Here is a 23,341-nt window from a genome sequence, read left to right as displayed (position 1 = left end):
ATTCATAGTCCCTTAATTAGCTCAATCGCCGCATTTTCCAGTTCGTTCATATGGAGTAAGGACGATTCGCCGTTGGCATCCGTAGCCCCTTCGGTTATGGATCCATCCTGGCGGTGGATACGGAATTTCTGATTTTTAAGCACCTGAGTCGGGTCATCTTCAGCATGAAGACGATACTGAATGGCGTACTTGCCCTCTTCAAATGACGGCATCGCCTGCTTCACGGTATCCCCACCCTGATACTCCAGTACCGGCGATTTTTGGGTAATACGGGTAGGAGCAAGCTCTTCGATCGTTCCATCCTTAATGCGGATCCCAGCCCCGCCACACATCAGCAGCAGCTCTTTTTTGGCGTTAAGCACGATGCGGCCGTTGGTACTGGTGATCTGCATGTCCTCGAAGGAGGTCAGCTCCATCTGGTCTTTTTGCGCCTGTAGCTGCACCTTTCCTGCAGCAGCGATGAGCTTGATGCCTAACTTGTTCGCAAATACGGAGAACAGTTCACCGGCGGCAACTGAGAAGCGACGGAATACGCTGAAACTGACATCCTGGCCGGCGGTGGCCACCAGATTCTTACCTGCAGTTTGTTGGATCGTTTTCGGCGTGGTGTGCGCAATACCGGCATCGCCATAGACGACGACACCTGGCTGAGCGAGTTTGGTGAGGTCTGTCTTGAGCAGCTCCTGATCGGTGGTTTCTGCCGGAGACGCCTGAGCGATATCGGCGGTACTCTTCAGGGTTTTGGCCAGAGCCAGGGCTTTTTCAAGCTGGGCAATGGCGGCATCCATATCCAGTTGCTGTCCCTGAGCACTGTTCTTCGGCTCGGTAGAAAGCAGCACGCCTTTACCGCCGCGAACGGCAACATAGGCATCAGTTCGCAATTCTGCGCCTTCACCTCGTTGTTTTCTGGCACTGTCCACCAGGTGTCCCAGACTGAGCTGGCTCTTACCTGAATGTACCGTGCTGATTTTTATATGTTCTTTGCCCCGCTGGTCCTCAAGTCGAATCTTATTTCCAGAAGGAGTGCGGATGACGTTCCGCTTGTAGTTCGGTAACGCCACATGATCCGGGTGCGTTGAATCATGCAGCGCATAGGCGATATAAGGCCGGTCAACGTCACCGTTCTCGAAGGCAATCGCCACGCCGGTGGAATCCAGCAGTGGCATATGGAAGCCGCAGGTATCACCGGAATACGGTTTGGCCAGACGCAACCAGCAGCTCTCGAAGCCTTTCTGCCATTCGGTGCGGTCGAAGCCGAACTGCGCACGGTACAAACCGTCGGCGTTGATGTGCGCGTAAGGTTCATCCGGATGCGCGCTGGAGATACGGGCAGGCAGCGTGCCGGTGACAGTTGGCCACGGCAACAACGCAGGGCGGTACGGATGCTGTGTATTACGCGGAACCGCGGTGAAGGTGACGAAGTACGCCGTATCGCGGGCGACGTTCGTAGAGTTGGTGGAAACTATCAGCAGACCGTCCGGCGCTTCCGGCCAGTCTTTGCCGGGCGTAGTGATGACCATCCCCGGACGCAGCGTCATGCAGTTGGACTTACCCTCAAAAACGATCTGCTCACTGAGGTAACGTTCCTGACGGCGTCTGGCGTACCACATGCCCTGTCCGGGCTCGCTGCTGTATTCCTTGCCCGGTTCAGGATAGTACTCACCCCAGCGGTAATCTTCGGCAACCAGCGCCGGATAATCCGGATTGGTCTGTGTCGTGCCGGTCATATCGCTTTGCGCAGCGGGATAATAGTCGTCGTTAACCGTGACTGACTTCGGAATGGCCTTGCGGATGACCGACATCTCCCAGACTGATTCCAGGCCGCCGTCAAACAGTCCCGCCGGATTTCGGAAAGGGATAGCAACAGGCTCTGGCCAGGCGTAAGAATGGTCGGCAAGCACCATGACGTCGCAGTTGTTCTCTTCGTCATATTCGAAGAAGTACGAGATGCCGCTGTCTGCCAGACGTCGCGCAATGTGGGCGTACTCACTTTCGCCGAACTGCATCATGAATTTTTTCAGCGGATACTGATCATTGAGCGCGAATCGAAAATCCAGCCGGTCCATGTTGTAACGCAGGAAGGTGTTTTCGGTCATGCTGATGACGCTGTCGTTCTGGTAAATCGCGTTATTGCTGCCCTGATTTAACCGGGTGACGCGGTGTTCCAGCGTGGCGACGTAACGGGTTTCATCGGAAGAAGTGTTGCACTGGCGGAACTGGGTGATGACACCGGGGATGATGCGCGGCTTAACCGATTCCCACGGCTTGCCGTCGGGGTACATCAGAAACAGGGCGGTATAGTTGATGATGTGCCGGGCGGGAATGTCTTTCACTGCGCTGGTAAACTCAATCTCATAGCGCAGGATATCGCTGATGGCCTCGCTGCCGCTGAACTTGAGCACCGATATATCGACGCCGGGCTGTTGGGATTCAAGCCGTTTAAGTCTTAACTGATAATGGTTGTGGATCGGTAATTTACTGCCTGCAAGAATGTAATCCTGAATGCTCATCGTTTAAGTCCTTTTAACGCTCATGGGCGTGAATACCAAAACTGATACCAAATAACGGTCAATCACGTTAGGTAAACAGCAATGATTACGTAAAGCTCTTCCTGCTTATCAATCCATAGTGCAGCAGTGGAAGGCGATGATAATTGATGGTCATAACCCAATAATAAAACATTGATGGTGTGAATATATCAATGAGTTTAATTTTTCTGCTCCCACAGCATACCGGCAGCGCGCTGCATTACCTTTAAAACATTCAGCTCCGAAAGCGGAAAAATACCATATAGCAATGGATCACTAAAGCTAGCTATGTCACGAAAATATGTAACGAAATTACTTGCGGGAGATAATTATCAATTTATCAGGATGCTTCTCTGGAATTTATAAGATTTTTCTTTGCTATAATTCTGAGTGATTATGTATTTGCTAATAATTAATTGAAGAGCTACGCCTCCATTACGTGGGGAGTTTTCCCATAAGTTTAATAAATAAAATATATCGTTAGTGTTACTTATTTCTTTAAACAGAAGCGCAGAGGTATTTTAGCAATAAAATTAGCTTCTGTGCCTGAAGTATCCTGAGTGCTGTTCCGGTAATAATTAAGAACTGATCGCTAATACCGATCGACTTGTTGCGGGAAAATATCGTAGCCTGTCATCATCTTATTCGCGCTTGAACATCCATCATCAGGAAGAGATCATCATGGCACTTGAACCCACAATTGCTGAGCTGGTAAACGACTTCATCGCTGCTGGCCGCCCGTCGTCCCGCCGTCAGACTTTCGCTGAGCGCCGTGCCGGATATATCGCCAGCACAGTATTAGCCGGGGATATCGAGCAACGCGTAGATATACACGATGTGACGATTGAAGGCTTATCGTTACGCGTTTACTCGCCGCTGGAAGCGCATGGTGCATTACCTGCCGTTATCTATTATCACGGTGGATGCTTTGTCAGCGGTGGATTTACCACACATAATAATCAGCTGCGTCAGCTCGCTTTTTACAGTGGCTGTCGGATGATTGCGGTTCAGTATCGTTTAGCGCCTGAACATACTTATCCCGCAGCGCATGACGACGCTGAACAGGCTGCAAACCTTATCTGGCAAAATGCGGAAACTCTTGGCATACATCGCGACCAGATTACATTGATGGGCGACAGCGCAGGCGGGCATCTGGCCCTGATCACCGCTCTGCGTTTACGAGATGCCGGGCAGTGGCTGCCGCGTCAGCTGGTGCTGATTTACCCGATGCTGGATGCGACAGCGTCCTGTGAAAGCCACAAGCGGAATGGTGAGGATTACGTGCTAACCAGCGACACTTTACTTAGCGGTTTTGAGGCTTATTTCCCGCAGACTGACTTCATGCACCCTGAAGCCAGCCCTTTGTGGCGTGATGACTTTGCCGGATTGCCGCCGGTTCACATCATCACGGCGGAATACGATCCCTTATGTGACGAAGGCGAGGCGCTGTACTCCCGGCTGACTGAGCAGGGTGTTGAATGTAGTGCTCAGCGCTATCTGGGTGTCATTCATGGTTTTTTCCAGCTCGGTGGGATCAGCAAGACAGCGCGAAATGTTATGCGGGATATCGCCGCGCACGTCCGTTCATCGGATAAACCGTAATTTTTTTCATACGCATCAGGCTGCTGTTGGCCTGCTCGCATAATTCAAAGAGCACAGGGATCAGATGCGCTGATGCTTTCAGGTAGCCGCTGACCTGTGCAATCCCCTCCGGTGGAATTACCTCGCAGTTCTCCAGTCCTTCACTCAAACACAACAACCCCTGGCAGAGTCCGCCGGCGGACTCTGATGCCAGTGCGCTGAGATCATAAAGCTGTCCTTCCCCGAAGTGGCTGAGATCCAACCCCTCAATCAGTGAACGAAAAACGGTGACAGAGTTTGCGGTAAAGGCCGTGCTGTTTTCAGTATTAGTCATGAAGATCATTCCATTGTCAGTGAGTCGAGGCCCCCTTTACTGGCGGGGTGATTGCCGCTGCCAGAGAACTTTATGCCTGTTCATGCTACAAAGAAATAACCTGTTTATATTTACAGTGGTTTGTTGTCAGAACTGGAAGATGTCTCGCAAAATTCGCACAGAGAATCGGGGATATTCACCACCAGAACGATATCCATGAGATAAAAATTGAAATTGGTTAATTAATAACTGCCTTTACCGGATATTATTCTGGCGATTTTGAATTAACTCAAATTCAATGTAATAATATTAAGTGGTTGTCACGTAATGTCATTATCACGCTGGCATGATTTACTTATTGATGCTATTTTTAGGATGTAATTGTTATTAAATATTTCAATTTTTAGTTGCCGTAAGTTTACAATTGCTCGTATTTTTATCATGTTGTTCTGTATTTAATCACTAAAACATAAAAATTTTCTTATAGTTACATATCACAATATTATTGTTTACTAATTACTCCCTATATATAATTTCCTTATAAGGAACTTTCTGAATTTTCACTTTGTCCCCCGTCATACCTATGTTAATTATTTATACGCGGCGCAAGACCGCACACACATCACATAAATAATAAAGACAGGGTAATAATGAGCAATTTAAAAGCGTCAATCTTAATTGGCGGCGTCGTGCTGTCGGCATTATCTGCCAGCGCCCGGGCCGAAATTACTGTTTTAGATAAAAATCCTCAGAGTAATGCTTTGCTGGCGCCATTAAGCTTGCAGGTTGGCGGCAGCATCCGTCCTGAGTGGATTTTCAATAACGGTCCGGAGCCTGGCTATTATAAAAATGGTCACGATGGTGGCACCCGTTTCCGCTTCCGTGGTGATTATAAACTGACACAAGATACCTCAGTCATCGCCTACTACGAGCTGGGTGTGGACATGGCGAACCTGCTGGGCATGAATGGTCACTATCCGGAAGGTGGTCAGCGTGATACTCAGCGTCAGTTATATGCAGGCTTTAAAGATGACCGCTACGGGACATTAACCTACGGCCACCAGTACGGTATTTATTATTCTGTCGTCGGGATTAAAAGTGACGTATGGGATAACGATGGTCATGCGGGCGGTACCGGTATTGGCATTAACGGCAGTTACGATGGTGCAAATAAGCCCAAAAACAGCATTAAATATACTAACGACTTTGGTCCTGTGACGTTATATGCCAACTACTTATTACCTGAAGATGAAATTCAGGCGGGCGAGGATCAGCACTATCGCCGTAATAATGGTGGTGGTTTAGGCTTCGATTATAAACTCACCAAAGATTTGGTCTGGAGTGCGGCGTATAGCCTGACTGACGCCACGGTGAAAGATAATCAATATAACGAAAAAGATTATCATCAGCAGTTGTCTGGTACCGCATTAACCTGGCAGCCAAACAACTGGTACATCGTCGGCACCGGCAGCTATTACAAAGATTTTGTGCCGAGCACCCGTGAAAATCCTGTCGAACATTATTTTGCTGGCAGCGGTTACGGTGTGGAAGGGTTCGTCGGTTATACCTTTAATATCGACAAACCGTTCCTGAAATCTATCCAGCCATACGTTGCAGCCGATTCCCTGCAACTGAAAGGCGGCGAAGAATATCACGCGAACCACGTCTATCTGGGCGCGGGTACCACCATCGGTTACGGCTTGTCTGTTTACGTGGAACGCACATTAGCGCACACCACCGACGACGAAGCAGACGCCACCTGGGTTACCGTCTTCTACGATTTCTAATTCACCCGCCTCGTGGATCATCAGGCCAGCGCAGTTGCGCTGGCTTTTTTACGTCTGTAAATCCGCTTAGTGTGTGAGTGCTTCCGTCACTTCTATAGCCACCACGTCGTCATCGCCAAAGGGCATTTCCAGCGTCTGATACAGCACTTCCAGCCGTTCACACAGAATATATCCCAGCAGGTCTTTCGCCTGCGGATTATCCAGCGACACAATGGCATAAGACAACGCACGACAGTGATCGACGATCTCTTCCAGTTCCAACGGGGTATTGTCGTAAAGGTTAGGCATTGTGGGCCTCCGGTGCGGAGGTGTTTGAAAAAGCAGTGTTAGAAAATTCCATTTTAATACTCCAGCTGATAGTTGATTAACTACCTCCAGAGACGCTAATCCCGATGGTGGCAGCTCAAACAGCGTTAGCGTTCCGGCCAGTCTGGAATCCGGTGCTTCGTGAGAAGCCACTGTCTGAGCCACCATAATTTGGGTGAGTGCAGACCGTACCATATTCACCCTATTTTCATAGAGTTGATGGCACCAAACTGGGACAGAACGCTAATTCTAACTGCGGATTTTGCCGCAGCGAAGAGAGTCTAATACGTGGGAATTTATACAGTGAGAGGAATTTTTAGGCAGTTATCAGTTTTGCGAGATGTCTTGGAAAAGGGATGAAACTGAACGTGTAAATACGTTATTTACTGAGTCTTTCGAGAGGAAGAGTTGCCAAACTATTCAAAAATTAAATGCATGAGTTGTAAGCAATTAAGAACCCATTATACTTCCAACCTATTGATTCAATTAACAGGTATCAGTAGATGATGGACGAAGAGATGTGTGTCGTTCTTGCGGAGAGTGATGACTCCAAATGGGATGACAAAACTGGCGAGCGATATCATTTTCCTAAGCAGTATCAAAAGTCACTCACCCCTGGAATGCGTTATGTGTATTACAAAGGGAGGCTAAAGCCAGGGAACAAAGAGTATTCGTCAAAGCGCTTGTCAGATGCACCGCACTATTTTGGGATCGGGCGAATAAGCGAGATCAGACCGGATGAAGCCGGTCATCTATATGCAGTACTGACAGAGTTTCAACCGTTTGAACAGGCCGTTCTGGCTAAAAATGACGGTGTTTATTATGAAGAAATTCCCGAGCAGCAAAAATCTAATTACTGGCGTTTTAGCGTTCGCCCCATTTCAGGGGAAGTCTTTGCTGATATTACTGTTGCGTCTGCGCTAACTGAATCACGCTTTATTATGGACGACATCGAGAGTGAAGAAATCCTTCAAGAAGATGCAACCGATGAGGAATCTCTGGTTTCATATGAGGAAGGGAAGAAAACTTCGAAGTTCGTTACAAAGTATGAAAGAAACCCAAAGTTGAAGAAGCTGGCAAAAAGTATACATGGCACTACCTGCTTCGCTTGTGGCTTCAACTTCGGTGATTTTTACGGAGAATATGCAAAGGACTTTATTCATATTCATCACGTTGTACCTGTTTCAGAATTTGGGATGTCTAAGATTGTAAACCCCAAAACAGATCTCGTTCCCGTCTGCGCTAACTGCCATGGGATCATACATCGCAAAAAAGATCGTACGCTCTCGATTGATGAGCTGAAAGATATGATTGCCGCGAGTAAGAAAACGCCCTAACAAGGGCGTTTTAACCTTTCCTGAAATCCCCCCTAAAAAATCCTTCCCATCTCCAGCTGCCCCATCAGTAACGCGTTATCACTGTAATCCACCGGGACGGCGACGACGGCGGGGCCTTGTACGTCCATGGCGGCGCGGAGGGTGCTTTCCAGCGTTTCGGCGGAGGTGACGGCAAAACCTTTGGCGCCGAAGGCGTCGGCGTAGGCTTTGAAATCAATCGGGCCGAACTGGATGCCGGAGGTGCGCTGGTATTTTTTCTCTTCCTGGATTGCCACCATGTTGTAGGCCTCATCGACCCAGATGATGTGCAGCAGGTTGACGCCCAGACGGACGGCGGTTTCCAGTTCCATGCTTGATTGCATAAAGCCGCCGTCGCCGGATACGGAAACCACTTTGCGGCCGGGATCGACCAGCGCAGCGCCGATTGCCCACGGCAGTGCGACGCCCATGGTTTGCTGACCGTTGGAAATCAGCACCTGACGGGCGCGGAAGCTGTAAAGGTAGCGGGCGATCCAGATGTGGAAACTGCCCATATCGACGCACAGGGTGACGTCGCTGTTGACGATGTCCTGCATCGCGCGTACCAGACGCAGCGGGTGGATCGCAAACTGGTTCAGGCTGCGGCCTTTCTGGGCCAGCAGTTCACGTTGCTGGCGGCGATCCTCGAGGATAGCGATGGCTGAGGCGCTAAGATCGATGCGTTGGGGGATCTGTTCCGTCAGCAGATCCAATGTGTCGGCAATGTCGCCGACCAGTTCGACGTCCGGCAGATAGTCGCTGTCGGTCTCGGCAGGTATGACGTCGATGTGCACCAGTTCAGCGGTGCCGTTACTCCATTGCGCCGGTTCATATTCGACCGGGCTGTAACCGATGGTGATCACCAGATCTGCATTGCGAAGCAGGCGGTCACCGGCCTGATTGTTGAACAGACCGACGCGACCGGCGAAGCGGTGGAAGGAAGCCTGATCGATAACCCCCGCCGCCTGATAGGTGCTGGTGACCGGCAGATCGCTTTTGTGCAACAGACGGCGTATTGCTTCGGCGTTACGCGGCTGGCTGGCCATCAGGCCCAGCAGCAGCACCGGATTTTTTGCCTGTTTCAGTAACTTTGCGACCTGCAATATTGCGTCGTGCGGCGCGCTGCCCAGTACCGGCGGTTGCGAGGTGAGTAATTTACCGCTGGCTGGTTCGTTGACGATATCCATCGGCAGGCTGATAAATGCCGCACCCGGACGCCCGAACTCGGCGGCGCGAAAGCCGTTTGCCAGCACTTCGGCCAGCGCAGAGGGCGAAGTGACTTCGGCAGAATACTTGGTGACCGGGCGGAACATCGCCACGGTGTCCATGGTCTGGTGCACCTGTTTCACGTGGTCGGCGCGTTTAACGGCACCGCCGAGTGCGACCAGCGGATCGCCTTCGGATGTCGCGGTGGCGACGCCGGTGATCAGGTTTGAGCAGCCGGGGCCGGAGGTGACCAGCGCGACGCCGGCTTTTCCGGTCAGGCGGCCAACGGCACCGGCCATAAAGGCGGCGTTGGCTTCGTGGCGTACCGGAATAGTTTTGATGTGGGAATCGACCAGCGAATCAAAAACCCGGTCGATTTTAGCGCCGGGAATACCGAACACGTGTTTGACGCCCTGTGCTTCAAGCTGCGCGACGACCAGATCCGCACCGCAATTCCAGTCGGTTTTACTGTCTGAGTTTTTCATGGTTTTCATCCTTCTGTCTGCGGCTGTTAACTTTCAACCGACTGAATCGCATCATTTAAATCATCAGGGCATAAGTTGGCATGCAGGAAATCGCTGTCCTGCGGAAAGTCGATCAACAGCTTTTCGACCGTGCCGAAGGTCAGCACGCCGCGCTCAACCTGATAATCCAGCACATGGCCGCCGCTGCTGCGTTCCTGATTGATAAAATGCTCGTGATAGCCCGCCACGTTAATGCCCTGCATATAGGCCGGTGTCAGAAATCCAATCAGCACGCCCTGGCTGTGTTCGATATGAAACGTCGGCTGGGCTTCGATGGCTTCCAGCATCGGTTTATACGGGCGGTGCTGTTCCGGCACGGTACGGGTCTCGACGCGGCTGAACTCGCCATCAATGCGCAGGGCGCAGAAGGTGTTCTGGCTGGCGACGACGTCGTCGATCACCTTGTGGATTTGCTCGCGGCTGTGCGGGCGATCAATCACGTATTCATCAGTCGGGTTAAAGAATGTCATGACGGCGAAAGGTGTTTTTTGTTCAGGAAGGGCGCGCCGGGCGCTGCCGTCGCCGCGTAACTGGAAGATGTTGCTGTTGAACGCGATCAGTTCGCCGTCGAGATGGTTGAAGGTACCGAGACCAAAATCGCCGTGTTCCAGCAGGTCTGCCATTGTGGTGTTGCCTTCATACACACCGCTCAGCAGGGCGCTCATCAGCGACGACTGATATAAAACGCGGTCAGGATGCTGATGTTTAAACGCTGTTGCGGTGCGGGCAATGTCCGCCATGCAGGAGCAGGATTCGGAATGGTTTTTCATGCAGGGGTCTCCGTCGAATAATTAACTTTGCTAACTAAAAGGTTGACCCCATTCCGCCCTGAGTTCCAATATGAGGAGGTGTTCACTTTGAGACGTTTTTGATATGGAACTTCGTCACCTGCGCTATTTTGTCGCGGTAGCAGAGACGGGACACTTCACCCGTGCTGCCGAACAGCTTGGGATCTCCCAGCCTCCGCTGAGCCAGCAAATCCAGCGGCTCGAACATGAAATCGGTACTCCTTTACTCAAACGCCTGACCCGTGGCGTCGAACTCACCGAAGCCGGAAAAGTGCTCTACGACGACGCACAAACGATCATCAAACTGACCGATGCCGCCCTTGAGCGCACCCGCGCCGTTGCGCGTGGTATGAACGGTACGCTGCGACTCGGCTTTGCCACGTCGACGGCGTTTAACCCGCAGGTTTTTGCGTTGCTGCATCGCTTTCGGGATAAATATCCGGGCATGGTTCTCGAACCGCTGGAAAAGGACATGGCGGGGCTGATGACGGCAATGAGCGAGGGCGCGCTGGATGCGGCGTTTATCCGTCTGCCATGCGAGCGCAGCAAAGAGTTCAGTTTTAAGGTGCTGGATATCGAGGAAATGATGGTGGCGCTGCCCAAAACCCATCCGCTCAGTCAGGGAAAGGAAGTCCGGCTGTCGGCGCTGCGCCACGATACGCTGATCACCTTCCCGCGAGATTTATCGCCGGGGCTTTATGATGCCGTCACGCATGCGTGTGAAGAGGCTGGATTTTCGCCGCGCTACGGGCAGCAGTGTCCGCAGATTACCTCGGCGCTGAGTATGGTGGCGACAGGATTTGGTTACGCGCTGATACCGGCGTCGCTGAGTAAGATTGATGAAGCCAATGTGAGGTGTCTGCCCCTGGCAGGGCAGACATTAACGACGCAGATCGCGCTCGCCTGGCGCAGAACGGATAACTGCAAGGCGGCGCTGCATCTGGTGGGATTGTTGTCGGTTAAACCACAATAATCACAGACACGCGGCGGTTCTGAGCGCGTCCGGCCTGGGTTTTATTGCTGGCGACAGGTTTGCTCTGGCCCAGTCCACGGGTATGGATATTGGCGCGCGGCATTCCGGCATCGGCAAAGGCGGCGGCGACGGTGTCAGCGCGGCGCAGCGACAAATCGTTGTTGTAAGCCGGATCACCGTAGTTATCGGTATGGCCGTCGAGATTGACCTTGTTCAGGCCGACGTGCAGAAGTTCGCCCGCCAGTTTTTCCACTGACTGCTTACTTTCGGCGGAAAGCTTATCCTGATTATTGCCAAACAGAACTTTGGCATCCAGTCCCAGTTCCCAGCCCGCATCGGTCTGGGAGAAACCGTTCTTTTGCAGCACGGCGATCTGTTCCGGTGTTAATCCCGCAGGTTTACTCTGACAGGCGGCCAGCAGCACAATGCACAGCCCCATTGCGGCGAACTGATACCAGGATTTGAACGTATTGCAGGTCTTCATAGTCATTAATTCCTTTTAGTGTTTCATCGCGACAGGAAGCGGCATGCCTGAAGACACATGCCAGCAACTGCCGGATATTCTTTTAGAGCGATACATGGCCTCATCGGCCTTTTCGAGAATTTCTTTCGCACTGTTTGCCTGTGAAGGCGAAAGCGCAATGCCGATGCTGAGTGACACATCCAGCGTTTTGTTGTTGAGCAAAATGACCGGCGTTTTCATGATCTCGACAATCCGCTCGGCGAACGCCACTGCTTCGGCGGTAGAGATCATCGGCTCAAGCAGAATGGCAAATTCATCGCCGCCCAGACGGGCCAGCACATCCCCCTTACGCAGGGTTTTTGCCAGTCTTTCGCCAATCACCATCAGCACCCGGTCGCCGGCGGCGTGCCCGAGTGAATCATTGATTTCCTTAAAATTATCAACATCGATGAACAGCAACGCCAGCGATAGCGGTGCGCGCACCGGATTGAAACACTGATTAAGGGTATCAATGAAAAACGCGCGATTATGCAGACCGGTCAGGCCGTCGTGCAACGCTTTTTTTGTCAGCGAAACGTTCTCGTTCCTCATGTGATTTTCCCAGGCTTCCAGCTCGGTCAGCAGGCTGTTGAAGTCCTGGCTCAGTGTATGCAGCTCGACAATCGGCGCGGAAGGAACGCGCAGATTAAACGACCGGTTCGCACTGACTTCATGGGTGACATGCGTAATGTGGCCGAGAGCATCGACGATGCCTTTTTGCATCCGGCGGGAAAAATACAGCGCGACCAGCGCGGTCAGCACCAGACAACCGAGCAGGCTCAGGATAGTTTCCGCCAGGAAGCCAATCAGACTGCTGCCGTTACCCTCAAGCCAGATGGTGCCGATGACCGAGCCGGAATGCACCACCGGGACGGTTACGGGCTCGGGAAACGCCACATGGCCGACGAACTGACCCAGTTTGTCCCAGTTGCTGTGGATCGGACGCTGCCACTCGGTGAATGTCGCACCCGCCGGCGTCAGAATTTTTGCCTGCGTGAAATCGCCGCGTCTGGCGATAAATTCCAGCGAGTCATGCGCCGCCGCAGGGTCATTAAAGACCAGTGCGGCTTCCGTGGTGTAACCGATGGCGCGCGCGGTCAGTTGCAGATTGCTTTCCGCGTGAGAACGCAGGGCGATTAACGCCAGCAACGTCAGCAGGAAACCGGCGAGACCGATCGCCGTTAAAATCACAATCACATGAATTCGGTTCAGTGCAGCGCTCAGCGTCGGACGCTGGCCTGACTGTTCAACCTCAGGAACAGGAATTTTGTTTTTCATGGTCACTCCTTTTCCCTGGCAAGTTGTAATACGGCGGGATTTACCCGCACGCCGCTGCGGGACAGCGTGTCCAGATTCAATTTGAATCCGGTGTGAAGTGGCGTCATCACCAGACAAAACGCATTCAGTAATGCACAGGCATCATCCTGTTCACCGATAGTGAGAATTGCATGGCCTTCCAGGCGCTGATGTAAATCTGCCTGCTGTTCCGTTGTCATGTTGCCGGAATAAATAGCATCGCACTCCGATGTGAGCAGCGGGCTGTCGAACGGAAGCGTCATGACTTTGAGTGGCCGGCCGGTGAATGCGCTGCCATCCGGGGTAAGTTGCGCGGCGTATTTCACGGGAGGGATGATGCAAAGCGTTAAGACGGACGTGGGGGTTGCGCCCGGCCAGCGCGAATAGCTCAGGATGCCGTTGACGGTCTGCGCGACAGCCGCATCCGCCTGCGGATCGCTTTCTTGTGCAACACCCGATGTCAGCGGAGCGACCATCAGCATCAGCAGCAGGACAATGCCATACGCAGCCTTAATAAAACGGCGTAGTGATGTCCCTGCTGGCGGGCAAAAAGGTGATCGGGCTTTTCCCATTGAGTCGCTCTGTGTTTCTTCCGGTTGAAATGATTTCCCCAGCGTAAGAATAACTTTATCGGCAATAGTTCCGAAAGCGTAAGTGTAAAAAATTTCCTTCTGTAACTGCGGTGGAGTTGTGGCGTATTTTTTACACAAGTCAGAAAACAGAGGAAATTCAGAAGGAATGTTAACGTATTCCGTTTTTTTAAGAGGTGAAGGGATCGGTTAATTTATGAACAATTTAGTTCAGGGAGTCAGACTATAAATAATACATGTTGCTGGTATTTCAATCGTTATTTAAATAATAGTCACGGGCATAACAAAATATCACAAAAAATAGATGTTACCGTAATCACTATTTGATGAATTTAAATTAGAGAAAATGTTAATGGTTTGGAATTTAAAGGAATATCAGTCCGCGTTTTAAAGATATTCGTGACCATGATCTCAAAGCTATGCGGTTATCCAGATTTTTATGCTGCTGATAGGTATCATGCCCGCATTAATGGTATGTTTTATCCGTCAGGGTGGTTTTTTTGATGACGGGTGCAGTAAAAAAACATCAACCATTCCTGGGGAAACGGAATTATTTTTATAATTAGGTGCTGAGGAATCATGGATAATACAACAATCGGGACGCTGTCTAAAAAATCGGTAAGTTCCTGGCGTAAAACTGACACTATGTGGATGTTAGGTTTATATGGAACAGCAATTGGTGCAGGTGTTCTCTTTCTTCCTATTAATGCCGGTATCGGCGGTCTCATTCCATTAATCATTATGGCGATTCTCGCCTTCCCAATGACATTCTTCGCTCACCGCGGATTAACCCGGTTTGTATTATCCGGAAAGAATGCCGGTGAAGATATTACGGAAGTCGTGGAAGAGCATTTCGGTATTTCGGCCGGTAAATTAATTACCCTGCTTTATTTCTTCGCCATTTATCCTATTCTGCTGGTTTACAGCGTGGCGATCACCAATACGGTTGAGAGTTTTATTACTCACCAGATGCATATGAATGCGCCACCGCGTGCGTTGCTGTCTCTGATCCTCATTTTGGGCTTAATGACGCTGGTGTATTTCGGTCAGGATATGATCGTAAAAGCGATGAGTATTCTGGTCTTCCCGTTTGTTGCGGTGCTGATGGCGCTGGCGCTGTACCTTATTCCTAACTGGAATACGTCAGTGTTTGAAAACGTCTCTATGTCCGGCAATGGCGTAGGTCACGGCATGCTGATGACATTGTGGCTGGTCATTCCGGTGATGGTGTTCTCCTTTAACCACTCGCCGATTATCTCCTCTTTCGCTGTCGCAAAACGCAAAGAGTATGGCGAAGACGCTGAGAAAAAATGTTCACGTATTCTGGCATTTAGCCACATCATGATGGTTATCACCGTGATGTTCTTCGTCTTCAGCTGCGTACTGAGCCTGTCTCCGGCAGACCTGATGGAAGCTAAATCGCAGAACGTGTCTATTCTGTCTTATTTAGCCAACCACTTCTCTAACCCGGTCATTGAATATATCGCGCCATTTATTGCCTTTATTGCGATTACTAAATCTTTCCTCGGCCATTATCTGGGTGCGCGTGAAGGTTTCAACGGCATGGTAATTAAGTCATTACGTGGTAAAGGGAAAACTATTGCCCTGCCAACGCTGAACCGTTATACCGGCATCTTCATGTTATTAACTACCTGGTTAGTCGCTACCCTGAATCCAAGTATTCTGGGTATGATCGAAACGCTGGGTGGTCCGATTATTGCGATGCTGTTATTCCTGATGCCTATGTATGCGATTCGTAAAGTTCCTGCGATGAGAAAATACAGCGGCCATATCAGCAATGTGTTCGTGGTGATTATGGGGCTGATTGCTATGTCAGCCATCGTATTTAGCCTGATTGGTTAATGAATAAAATATTTAAAGCTAAGTGAAATAAAGTGGGCGGGAATTTTCCTGCTCACTTTCCTCCCGTATTTTTGCCCGTCATCTTATTCACATGGAGTGCCCACCGTGATCAGCGTCTTCGATATTTTCAAAATTGGTATTGGTCCTTCCAGTTCGCATACTGTTGGCCCGATGAAAGCCGGGAAAATATTCACTGATGAACTTATCTCTTCTGGCCATATTACTCATACCACCCGCGTGGTCGTCGATGTCTATGGTTCTTTATCGTTAACCGGTAAAGGCCACCACACCGATCTGGCGATCATCATGGGGCTGGCCGGCAATATGCCGGATGATGTGGATATTGATGCGATCCCGGCGTTTATCCGCCAGGTGGAAACGTCCGGGCGACTGATGCTCGGCAAGGGTGCCAGGGAAGTGGATTTCCCGGCCGGTTCCGGCATGAATTTCCATTTTAGTAATCTGCCGTTGCACGAAAACGGCATGACCATCAGCGCGTTCAACGGCGATGAACTGCTGTACACGCAAACCTATTATTCCATTGGCGGCGGCTTTATTGTCGAAGCCAGCAAGTTCGGCCAGCAGGACGAGAACCCTGTGGTGCGCCCGTACCCGTTCCGTTCGGCCAGTGATTTGCAAAAGCATTGCACCGACACCGGCCTGTCCCTGTCGGCGCTGATGCTGCAAAACGAGCTGGCCAGCCATACCCGCGCAGAAATCAGCGAGCACTTTGCGGCTATCTGGAACGTAATGAGCGAAGGCATTACGCGCGGTATTCATACCGAAGGGCTGTTGCCAGGCCCGATGAAAATTAACCGCCGCGCCGCGGCGCTGCGTCGTATTCTGGTGACGCAGGATAAAAACAACGTTGATCCGATGGGCGTGGTGGACTGGATCAATATGTACGCGATGGCGGTGAACGAAGAAAACGCGGCAGGCGGACGGGTTGTAACGGCACCGACCAACGGCGCATGTGGCATCATTCCGGCGGTGCTGACCTATTACGATCAGTTTATCCGCCCGATCAGCCCGGATTCATACAGCCGTTTCTTCCTGGCATCCGGCGCAGTCGGCATTCTGTTCAAAATGAACGCCTCCATTTCCGGTGCCGAAGTGGGTTGTCAGGGCGAAGTCGGCGTGGCGTGTTCCATGGCGGCAGCCGGTCTGACTGAGCTGCTGGGCGGCAGCACGGCGCAGGTGTTTATGGCGGCAGAAATCGCTATGGAACATCACCTCGGGCTGACCTGTGATCCGCTCGCCGGACAGGTTCAGGTGCCATGCATCGAGCGAAACGCCATTTCGGCAGTAAAAGCGGTGAATGCTTCACGTATGGCGCTGCGCCGTACCAGCGAACCGCGCGTGTGTCTCGATAAAGTCATCGAAACCATGTACGAAACCGGCAAAGACATGAACTCTAAATACCGTGAAACCTCAACCGGCGGACTAGCGATTAAAGTGTTAGCGTGTAATTGATTTCTTTCTACATCATTTCCTAAAAAGGCGGGAAACCGCCTTTCTCGTCTCCTTCCTGATTTTTGTCCTGTGCTATGTTTTCAGATACCTGCATTACGCAGAGGTATGTTTTTTCTGCCTCAAAACACCTGGAAAACAGTTAAAAGGAAAGATCCGGCATGTCTAAATTCTTTATGAATGACCGTAAGTCTCTGATTAACGATGTTATCGAAGGGGTGATCCTGACCTCTCCCTACAAAAACCTGGCAAAACTGGACGTCGATCCGGCAATTCGTGTGGTCGTTCGCCGCGACTGGGATAAGAAAAAAGTCGCCCTGATTTCCGGCGGTGGCTCCGGTCACGAACCGGCACACGTCGGTTTTGTCGGTAAGGGCATGCTCACCGCGGCAGTGTGCGGCGAAGTGTTTGCGTCACCGAGCGTGGACGCCGTACTGAACGCGATTGTGGCGGTCACCGGTAAAGCGGGCTGCCTGCTGATTGTGAAAAACTACACCGGCGACCGTCTGAACTTTGGTCTGGCGGCCGAGAAAGCCAAAGGCATGGGCTACGACGTCGAGCTGGTGATGGTATCCGACGACATTTCTCTGCCGGACAACAAGCAGCCTCGCGGTATCGCGGGGACGGTGCTGGTGCATAAAATTGCCGGTTATGCCGCAGAGCAGGGAAAATCACTCAAAGACGTCACCAAAATTGCGCAGCAGGCCATTGATGCCACGGCGAGTATCGGTGTGGCGGCCGCGGGATGCAGCCTGCCGGGCGGCGGCGAAGATGAAGAAGAACAGCGCATCGAATCGGGCCACGTTGAGCTGGGATTAGGTATTCACGGCGAGCCGGGCGTCTCGACGATGAAAACTCAGAACAGTAAAAAAGTGGTGGATACACTGGTTGAAAAGCTTCAGCAGCATGTCAAAAAAAGCGACAAGCTGGCGGTATTGATCAATAACCTCGGCGGCGTTTCACCGCTGGAGATGAATCAGATCACTAAAGAAGTGGTGCATTCAGCGCTGGGCAGTTCGGTGCGTTATCTCATCGGACCCGCTTCACTCGTCAGTGCGCTGGATATGAAAGGTTTTTCGCTTTCCGTGATCGCGCTGAAAGGCGGAATTGAAGAAGCGTTGCTGGCAGAGGTGGAGGCCGCCGGCTGGCATCCGCTGGTTAAGCTGGAAAAACTGGCGACTAAAAAAGGTAAAGCCATCAGCGATAAAAAATCCGTTAAAGCGTCATCGAATGCCGAAGTCGGCAGGATCGTTGAAACCATCACACAGACACTTTCCGGTCTGGAAGATGAACTGAATAAGCTCGATGCCAAAGTAGGGGACGGCGATACCGGTTCGACATTTGCGACCGGCGCGCGCGATATCCAGAAGCAGAACAAAGGCAAAAAACTTCCGCTGAATAATGTTGCCGATCTTCTTGGCGTAGTCGGCGATCGTCTGGCAACCGTAATGGGCGGATCGAGCGGCGTGCTGATGTCGATCTTCTTCACGGCTGCCGGTAAGAAAGTCGCTGAGGGTGAGAAATTACCGAAAGCGCTGCTGTTTGGTCTGGAGCGCATGAAGCATTACGGCGGCGCGGATCTTGGCGATCGCACGATGATCGACGCACTTCAGCCCGCGCTGGAGGCTTTGGGCAAAAAAGATGCACTGAAAGGCGCTGCGAAAGCCGCCGCTAAAGGCGCCAAAGACACGGCCAGCATGAAAAAAGCTAATGCCGGGCGCTCATCCTATCTGAGCAGCGACAGCCTGAAAGGCGTCAAAGATCCGGGGGCCGTTGCGGTCGAAAAAGTGTTTGAAGCACTGGCGAAGAAATAAGATTTTTTCCTGATAAAAGAAAGGCCTGCGGGGAAACCGGCAGGCCTTTTTGTTTATCATCGTTTTGAAATCAGTGCCCGACTGGCCAGCGATCCAGCGTGATATTGCGATCCAATGCCTTTGCCCTGAAATCTGACAGTACCGCTTTTACATCCGGATCGATATACCCGACATTCTCGCGTTCGACGCGAACCACACTGTTATCGGGGATCTCCGCCAGCAGACTCTGCAAACGCGGGTTATGCAGGAATGTCAGATTCTGATGAAAACGCATCACATAATGATTTTCATCGCGCGTCAGTTGCATCGCATTGTGATGACTTTTGTAAGTGCTCGACAACAACTGCGCGAGCAGGCCGATGCCAATCCCGGCCAGCATACCGAAGACCAAAATACCGGCCAGCGTGGCGATAAACGGCAGGAACTGTGGCAGGCCAAGCCGCCACTGGGTCAGGAAGAGCGCCGGTGAGGCCAGTTTGTAACCGGTATACAGCAGAACCGCCGCCAGACAAGCCAGGGGGATGGTATTAAGCATGTCGCTGAAAAACATGCCGCATAGCAGCAATAGCACACCGTGAAGCAGGATCGACACTTTGCTACGTGCACCTGTATTCACGTTCACCGAACTGCGCACGATCACTGCGGTGATCGGCATGCCGCCAAGAAATCCACTGATTAAATTCCCGATCCCCTGGGCACGCATTTCTTTATCAGGTGATGGCGCCGGCGTTTGCTCCTTGAGCTTCTTCAGCGCTTCCTGACTCAGCAGGGTTTCCAGGCTGGCGACCAGCGCCAGCGTCGCGGCAATCACGTAAATCTGCGGATTATTCCACGCACTCCAGTCCGGCTTTTCCAGCTGCGAGGTCACTTCATCCACACTGTCGAATTTCGGCAGCGCAATGCGCGGCATAGCCTGTATTGCATCGGGCACAATACGATCACCGAAGATCATCGCCAGACTTCCCCACAACACGGCCACCAGCGGACCGGGCACATAAGTCATCAGTTTGATGCGCTTAAACGGCGGCGTGGTCCACAGCCACAAAATGAGCAAAGCGACAGCCGAAACGATCAGAATCGCGGGCGACAAACTGAACGCCGGATCGCTGAAAATACCGCGCAATCCGTCTTCCCCCTGATAACCCAGTGCGACCGGGATTTGCTGCATAATCAGCAAAATACCGATCGCCGCCAGCATGCCCTGGATAACAGAACCGGGGATCAGTGAAACAAAGCGTCCGGCCTTGATGATACCGAATATGATTTGCAGAACCCCCGCCAGCATCAGCGCCAGCAGCAGTGTGGAGAAAGATCCGAGCGTCTCCATCGCGCCAACGACGATCGTTACCAGCCCGGCAGCCGGTCCGCTGACCGCAAAACGCGAGGGGCTGAGCAGGGTGACGATCACCCCGCCGATAACACCCGTCAGCAGGCCGACAAAAGGTGGCAATCCGCTGGCCTGGGCAATACCAAGACTCAGCGGTAGCGCGACCAGAAATACGACAATCCCGGCTGGGATATCGTAACGCAGGAAATTCATGTTCAGACTTTCAGGGGATTTCATCGTCATGATGCGGTCTCCACTGCGTATGAGAGGGTCAGGGCGGGGCGTGGAAGTAATGCGGTCACAATAGGCTTCTCTCTGTCAGGGGGCGGCGAAAAATTCGCGATGGCCCGGTGGCGGTCAACGTCTAAAGTTAGAAATTCTTTAGTTACGATTTGAAGCTTTCTGATGCACTTTCTAACATGGTAGTCGGCAATGTCGCATAAGGGAAATCTTAGATTGGTGAGGGAGTGATCACGGAAAATGGGATTTACGGCCTGAAAAACTTGATCTGACGCATGACAAACTCATTCGCAACAGCAGGCGTTTTTTCGTCCAAGTATAATCTCCGGCCTTGATTTTCTGGCTGCGAAATCACGATGCATTAGCCGTGCTTAAGCAAATTCCCTCTTCTTTCAGCGAAAACTCTTTATGCCAATCAGCCTGATCCAACCCGATCGCACCCTTTTCTCTTACCCGCGTTACTGGGCCGAATGCTACGGCACTGCGCCGTTTTTCCCGATGACCCGGGCGGAAATGGATGAACTGGGCTGGGATAGCTGTGATGTGATCGTGGTGACCGGAGATGCGTACGTCGATCATCCGAGTTTTGGCATGGCGATCATTGGCAGAATGCTGGAAGCGCAGGGGTTTCGTGTCGGGATCATCGCCCAGCCGGACTGGACCAACAAAGAAGATTTCATGCGGCTTGGTAAACCGAATCTGTTTTATGGCGTGACCGCCGGCAATATGGATTCGATGATCAACCGTTATACCGCCGACCGGAAGCTGCGCCATGACGATGCCTATACGCCGGGTAACGTGGGCGGTAAACGTCCGGACCGTGCGACGCTGGTTTATACCCAGCGCTGCAAAGAAGCTTTCAGCGATGTGCCGGTTTTGCTCGGCGGTATCGAAGCCAGTCTGCGGCGTATTGCGCATTACGATTACTGGTCCGATACCGTACGTCGCTCGGTGCTGGTGGATTCGAAAGCTGACATGCTGATTTACGGCAACGGCGAAAGGCCACTGGTGGAAGTGGCGCACCGTCTGGCCGCGGGCGAATCCATTACGGATATTCACGATGTGCGCAATACGGCGGTGATGCGTAAAACGGCGCTGACCGGCTGGAGCGGGGTGGATTCCACGCGCCTCGATAAGCCGGGTCGCATTGAGCCGATCATGAATCCGTATGGCGAGGACTTACCCTGTTCAGAAGGAGAATTGCCTGCGCCGGGTGCCCCGCAACCTGTGACGGTGCGCGCGCCTAAGCCGAAACCGTGGGAGAAAACCTACGTTCTGTTACCGTCATTTGAAAAAGTGAAGGGCGACAAAGTCCTGTATGCCCATACTTCGCGCATTTTGCATCATGAAACCAACCCGGGTTGCGCCCGTGCATTGATGCAAAAACACGGCGACCGGTATGTGTGGATCAACCCACCGGCGATCCCGCTTTCCACCGAAGAAATGGATGAAGTCTTTGGTCTGCCATTCCAGCGCGTGCCGCATCCGTCCTACGGTAAAGCGACCATTCCGGCATATGACATGATCCGTTTCTCGATCAATATCATGCGTGGCTGTTACGGCGGTTGTGCGTTCTGTTCGATCACCGAGCATGAAGGGCGGATCATTCAGAGCCGTTCGGAAGAGTCGATCGTGCGTGAAATCGAAGAGATCCGCGACAGCGTGCCGGGATTCACTGGTGTGATTTCCGATCTCGGTGGTCCGACTGCCAACATGTATATGCTGCGCTGTCAGTCGCCAAAAGCGGAGCAAAGCTGCCGGCGCGCTTCCTGCGTTTACCCTGAAATCTGCACGCACATGGACACCAACCATGAGCCGACGATCAATCTTTATCGCCGTACGCGCAGCCTGAAAGGTATCAAGAAAATCCTCATCGCTTCGGGCGTACGTTACGATCTGGCGGTAGAGGATCCGCGTTATATCAAAGAGCTGGCAGAACATCATGTCGGCGGTTATCTGAAGATCGCGCCGGAGCACACCGAAACCGGGCCGCTGTCAAAAATGATGAAACCGGGCATGGGCAGCTATTACCGGTTCAAAGAACTGTTCGACAGTTACTCAAAACAGGCCGGAAAAGAACAGTATCTGATCCCGTATTTTATCTCCGCGCATCCGGGCACGCGCACTGAAGATATGATTAATCTGGCGCTATGGCTGAAGAAAAACCGCTTCCGTCTGGATCAGGTGCAGAACTTCTATCCGTCACCGCTCGCCAGTGCGACCACCATGTATTACAGCGGCAAGAATCCGCTCAGCAAAGTGGATTATAAAAGCGAAGATGTGGTGGTACCGAAAGGGGATCGTCAGCGGCGGTTACATAAAGCATTGCTGCGCTATCATGATCCGGTGAACTGGCCGGTGATCCGCGAGGCGCTGACGGCGATGGGGATGCGTCGTCTGATTGGTATCCGGCCTGATTGCCTGGTACCACCGGACGGTTTTGATCCAAAGTTTGCGCCATCACGTTCGGGGAAAGTGAAACCGGCAGCTACGCGATTTACCGCCTCAAAAGCGCAAAATCCGGGTACAGGAAAAGGAAAACCCGCCGGTCAGCGGGCTAATCGAGGTAAAAGACCGGTTTAAGATCGCTACTGATCGGGCTGTTATCGGCATTGGCAGGCATTACGTCTGCCATATGCTTCCACCACTTCTGGCAAATATCCGTTTTTGCCACGGCATTCCATCTTTCTTCCGATTCAATTTCCACATAGCCAAACAGAAGGTTGCGTTTTTCATCGAGAAAAATGCTGTAGTGATGTGCGCCGTGGGCTTTCAGGGTTTCCGCCAGTTCTGGCCAGATTGGCGAATGACGGCGCTGATATTCCGCGTGCGCATCGGGATTGACCTGCATAACGAAGGATTTACGGATCATGTTTTT

General features: G+C 51.9%; 18 protein-coding genes. 8 read left to right on the top strand and 10 right to left on the bottom strand.

Translation table 11 applies throughout. The annotated features are described in order from the left end of the window. Positions 1–2: 2 nt before the first annotated feature. Positions 3–2,510 carry a DUF2345 domain-containing protein gene (locus tag J1778_RS20530; protein ID WP_217174733.1) on the bottom strand — a complete coding sequence of 836 codons (2,508 nt, stop codon included), beginning with the start codon at positions 2,508–2,510 and terminating at the stop codon, positions 3–5. A gap of 699 nt (positions 2,511–3,209) precedes the next feature. Between J1778_RS20530 and J1778_RS20525 the strand changes: the two genes are divergently transcribed. After that, entirely contained in the window at positions 3,210–4,130 is a 921-nt protein-coding gene (locus J1778_RS20525) for an alpha/beta hydrolase (protein WP_217174732.1), read from the top strand. Here J1778_RS20525 and J1778_RS20520 read toward each other — a convergent pair. Beyond that, positions 4,084–4,443, bottom strand: a complete 360-nt coding sequence (locus J1778_RS20520) for a hypothetical protein (protein ID WP_217174731.1) — start codon at positions 4,441–4,443, stop codon at positions 4,084–4,086. The genes J1778_RS20525 and J1778_RS20520 overlap by 47 nt on opposite strands. A gap of 629 nt (positions 4,444–5,072) precedes the next feature. Between J1778_RS20520 and J1778_RS20515 the strand changes: the two genes are divergently transcribed. After that, entirely contained in the window at positions 5,073–6,209 is a 1,137-nt protein-coding gene (locus J1778_RS20515; RefSeq protein WP_159281382.1) for a porin, read from the top strand. 66 nt (positions 6,210–6,275) lie between these two features. Here J1778_RS20515 and J1778_RS20510 read toward each other — a convergent pair whose 3' ends face one another. Continuing rightward, the gene (locus J1778_RS20510) at positions 6,276–6,497 is read right to left on the bottom strand and encodes a hypothetical protein (RefSeq protein ID WP_217174730.1); all 222 of its coding nucleotides are present in this window, start codon (positions 6,495–6,497) and stop codon (positions 6,276–6,278) included. Between the two features lie 521 nt (positions 6,498–7,018). Between J1778_RS20510 and J1778_RS20505 the strand changes: the two genes are divergently transcribed. After that, entirely contained in the window at positions 7,019–7,852 is an 834-nt protein-coding gene (locus tag J1778_RS20505) for an HNH endonuclease (RefSeq protein WP_217174729.1), read from the top strand. A gap of 32 nt (positions 7,853–7,884) precedes the next feature. Here the strand turns inward: J1778_RS20505 and alsS are convergent, their stop codons facing one another. Both alsS and budA read right to left on the bottom strand, forming a co-directional pair. After that, positions 7,885–9,561, bottom strand: coding sequence for an acetolactate synthase AlsS (gene alsS, locus J1778_RS20500; protein WP_217174728.1), 1,677 nt, complete (start codon positions 9,559–9,561; stop codon positions 7,885–7,887). A gap of 26 nt (positions 9,562–9,587) precedes the next feature. Then, positions 9,588–10,370, bottom strand: coding sequence for an acetolactate decarboxylase (gene budA, locus J1778_RS20495; RefSeq protein WP_129639670.1), 783 nt, complete (start codon positions 10,368–10,370; stop codon positions 9,588–9,590). Positions 10,371–10,473: 103 nt separating this feature from the next. Here budA and J1778_RS20490 point away from each other — a divergent pair, with 103 nt between their 5' ends. After that, positions 10,474–11,361 (top strand): LysR family transcriptional regulator, encoded by an 888-nt coding sequence (locus J1778_RS20490; RefSeq protein ID WP_112289474.1) that lies wholly within the window; start codon positions 10,474–10,476, stop codon positions 11,359–11,361. Here the strand turns inward: J1778_RS20490 and yfiB are convergent. The 3 genes from yfiB to yfiR are packed head-to-tail and all read right to left on the bottom strand — an operon-like array spanning position 11,348 to position 13,731. Next, positions 11,348–11,845: an outer membrane lipoprotein YfiB gene (yfiB, locus tag J1778_RS20485; protein ID WP_112289475.1), complete on the bottom strand. Its 498-nt coding sequence runs from the start codon at positions 11,843–11,845 to the stop codon at positions 11,348–11,350. The two genes, J1778_RS20490 and yfiB, sit on opposite strands and share 14 nt — an antisense overlap. Positions 11,846–11,860: 15 nt before the next feature. Continuing rightward, positions 11,861–13,141: a diguanylate cyclase DgcN/YfiN gene (gene dgcN, locus J1778_RS20480; RefSeq protein WP_217174727.1), complete on the bottom strand. Its 1,281-nt coding sequence runs from the start codon at positions 13,139–13,141 to the stop codon at positions 11,861–11,863. Between the two features lie 2 nt (positions 13,142–13,143). Next, positions 13,144–13,731 carry a regulatory sequestration protein YfiR gene (yfiR, locus tag J1778_RS20475; RefSeq protein ID WP_217174726.1) on the bottom strand — a complete coding sequence of 196 codons (588 nt, stop codon included), beginning with the start codon at positions 13,729–13,731 and terminating at the stop codon, positions 13,144–13,146. 597 nt (positions 13,732–14,328) lie between these two features. Between yfiR and J1778_RS20470 the strand changes: the two genes are divergently transcribed. The 3 genes from J1778_RS20470 to J1778_RS20460 all read left to right on the top strand — a co-directional run bounded on the left by J1778_RS20470 (position 14,329) and on the right by J1778_RS20460 (position 18,896). Further along, complete coding sequence (locus tag J1778_RS20470) at positions 14,329–15,612, top strand: HAAAP family serine/threonine permease (RefSeq protein WP_217174725.1); 1,284 nt, start codon at positions 14,329–14,331, stop codon at positions 15,610–15,612. 105 nt (positions 15,613–15,717) lie between these two features. Beyond that, the gene (locus J1778_RS20465) at positions 15,718–17,085 is read left to right on the top strand and encodes an L-serine ammonia-lyase (protein WP_217174724.1); all 1,368 of its coding nucleotides are present in this window, start codon (positions 15,718–15,720) and stop codon (positions 17,083–17,085) included. A gap of 158 nt (positions 17,086–17,243) precedes the next feature. Continuing rightward, complete coding sequence (locus J1778_RS20460; RefSeq protein ID WP_217174723.1) at positions 17,244–18,896, top strand: dihydroxyacetone kinase subunit DhaK; 1,653 nt, start codon at positions 17,244–17,246, stop codon at positions 18,894–18,896. Between the two features lie 70 nt (positions 18,897–18,966). Here J1778_RS20460 and J1778_RS20455 read toward each other — a convergent pair whose 3' ends face one another. Next, positions 18,967–20,442, bottom strand: coding sequence for a SulP family inorganic anion transporter (locus J1778_RS20455; protein ID WP_217174929.1), 1,476 nt, complete (start codon positions 20,440–20,442; stop codon positions 18,967–18,969). Positions 20,443–20,871: 429 nt separating this feature from the next. Between J1778_RS20455 and J1778_RS20450 the strand changes: the two genes are divergently transcribed. Next, a complete protein-coding gene (locus J1778_RS20450) occupies positions 20,872–23,046 on the top strand; it encodes a YgiQ family radical SAM protein (RefSeq protein WP_217174722.1) in 2,175 nt (724 codons plus the stop codon). Here the strand turns inward: J1778_RS20450 and rhaM are convergent. Then, complete coding sequence (rhaM, locus tag J1778_RS20445) at positions 23,021–23,335, bottom strand: L-rhamnose mutarotase (protein WP_217174721.1); 315 nt, start codon at positions 23,333–23,335, stop codon at positions 23,021–23,023. The genes J1778_RS20450 and rhaM overlap by 26 nt on opposite strands. Positions 23,336–23,341 lie beyond the last annotated feature (6 nt).

The organism is Rahnella bonaserana, from assembly GCF_019049675.1.
GTDB classification, from domain to species: Bacteria; Pseudomonadota; Gammaproteobacteria; order Enterobacterales; family Enterobacteriaceae; genus Rahnella; species Rahnella bonaserana.
Note: the sequence above shows the minus strand (reverse complement) of the source record. Positions and strands in the feature narration are given on the sequence as shown.

What these genes read in the sequence shown, in the direction of transcription:
- J1778_RS20530 (WP_217174733.1), bottom strand. Translation starts at nt 2,510, where the DNA reads ATGAGCATTCAGGATTACATTCTTGCAGGCAGTAAATTACCGATCCAC.
- J1778_RS20525 (WP_217174732.1), top strand. Translation starts at nt 3,210, where the DNA reads ATGGCACTTGAACCCACAATTGCTGAGCTGGTAAACGACTTCATCGCT.
- J1778_RS20520 (WP_217174731.1), bottom strand. Translation starts at nt 4,443, where the DNA reads ATGACTAATACTGAAAACAGCACGGCCTTTACCGCAAACTCTGTCACC.
- J1778_RS20515 (WP_159281382.1), top strand. Translation starts at nt 5,073, where the DNA reads ATGAGCAATTTAAAAGCGTCAATCTTAATTGGCGGCGTCGTGCTGTCG.
- J1778_RS20510 (WP_217174730.1), bottom strand. Translation starts at nt 6,497, where the DNA reads ATGCCTAACCTTTACGACAATACCCCGTTGGAACTGGAAGAGATCGTC.
- J1778_RS20505 (WP_217174729.1), top strand. Translation starts at nt 7,019, where the DNA reads ATGATGGACGAAGAGATGTGTGTCGTTCTTGCGGAGAGTGATGACTCC.
- alsS (WP_217174728.1), bottom strand. Translation starts at nt 9,561, where the DNA reads ATGAAAAACTCAGACAGTAAAACCGACTGGAATTGCGGTGCGGATCTG.
- budA (WP_129639670.1), bottom strand. Translation starts at nt 10,370, where the DNA reads ATGAAAAACCATTCCGAATCCTGCTCCTGCATGGCGGACATTGCCCGC.
- J1778_RS20490 (WP_112289474.1), top strand. Translation starts at nt 10,474, where the DNA reads ATGGAACTTCGTCACCTGCGCTATTTTGTCGCGGTAGCAGAGACGGGA.
- yfiB (WP_112289475.1), bottom strand. Translation starts at nt 11,845, where the DNA reads ATGAAGACCTGCAATACGTTCAAATCCTGGTATCAGTTCGCCGCAATG.
- dgcN (WP_217174727.1), bottom strand. Translation starts at nt 13,141, where the DNA reads ATGAAAAACAAAATTCCTGTTCCTGAGGTTGAACAGTCAGGCCAGCGT.
- yfiR (WP_217174726.1), bottom strand. Translation starts at nt 13,731, where the DNA reads ATGGGAAAAGCCCGATCACCTTTTTGCCCGCCAGCAGGGACATCACTA.
- J1778_RS20470 (WP_217174725.1), top strand. Translation starts at nt 14,329, where the DNA reads ATGGATAATACAACAATCGGGACGCTGTCTAAAAAATCGGTAAGTTCC.
- J1778_RS20460 (WP_217174723.1), top strand. Translation starts at nt 17,244, where the DNA reads ATGTCTAAATTCTTTATGAATGACCGTAAGTCTCTGATTAACGATGTT.
- J1778_RS20450 (WP_217174722.1), top strand. Translation starts at nt 20,872, where the DNA reads ATGCCAATCAGCCTGATCCAACCCGATCGCACCCTTTTCTCTTACCCG.
- rhaM (WP_217174721.1), bottom strand. Translation starts at nt 23,335, where the DNA reads ATGATCCGTAAATCCTTCGTTATGCAGGTCAATCCCGATGCGCACGCG.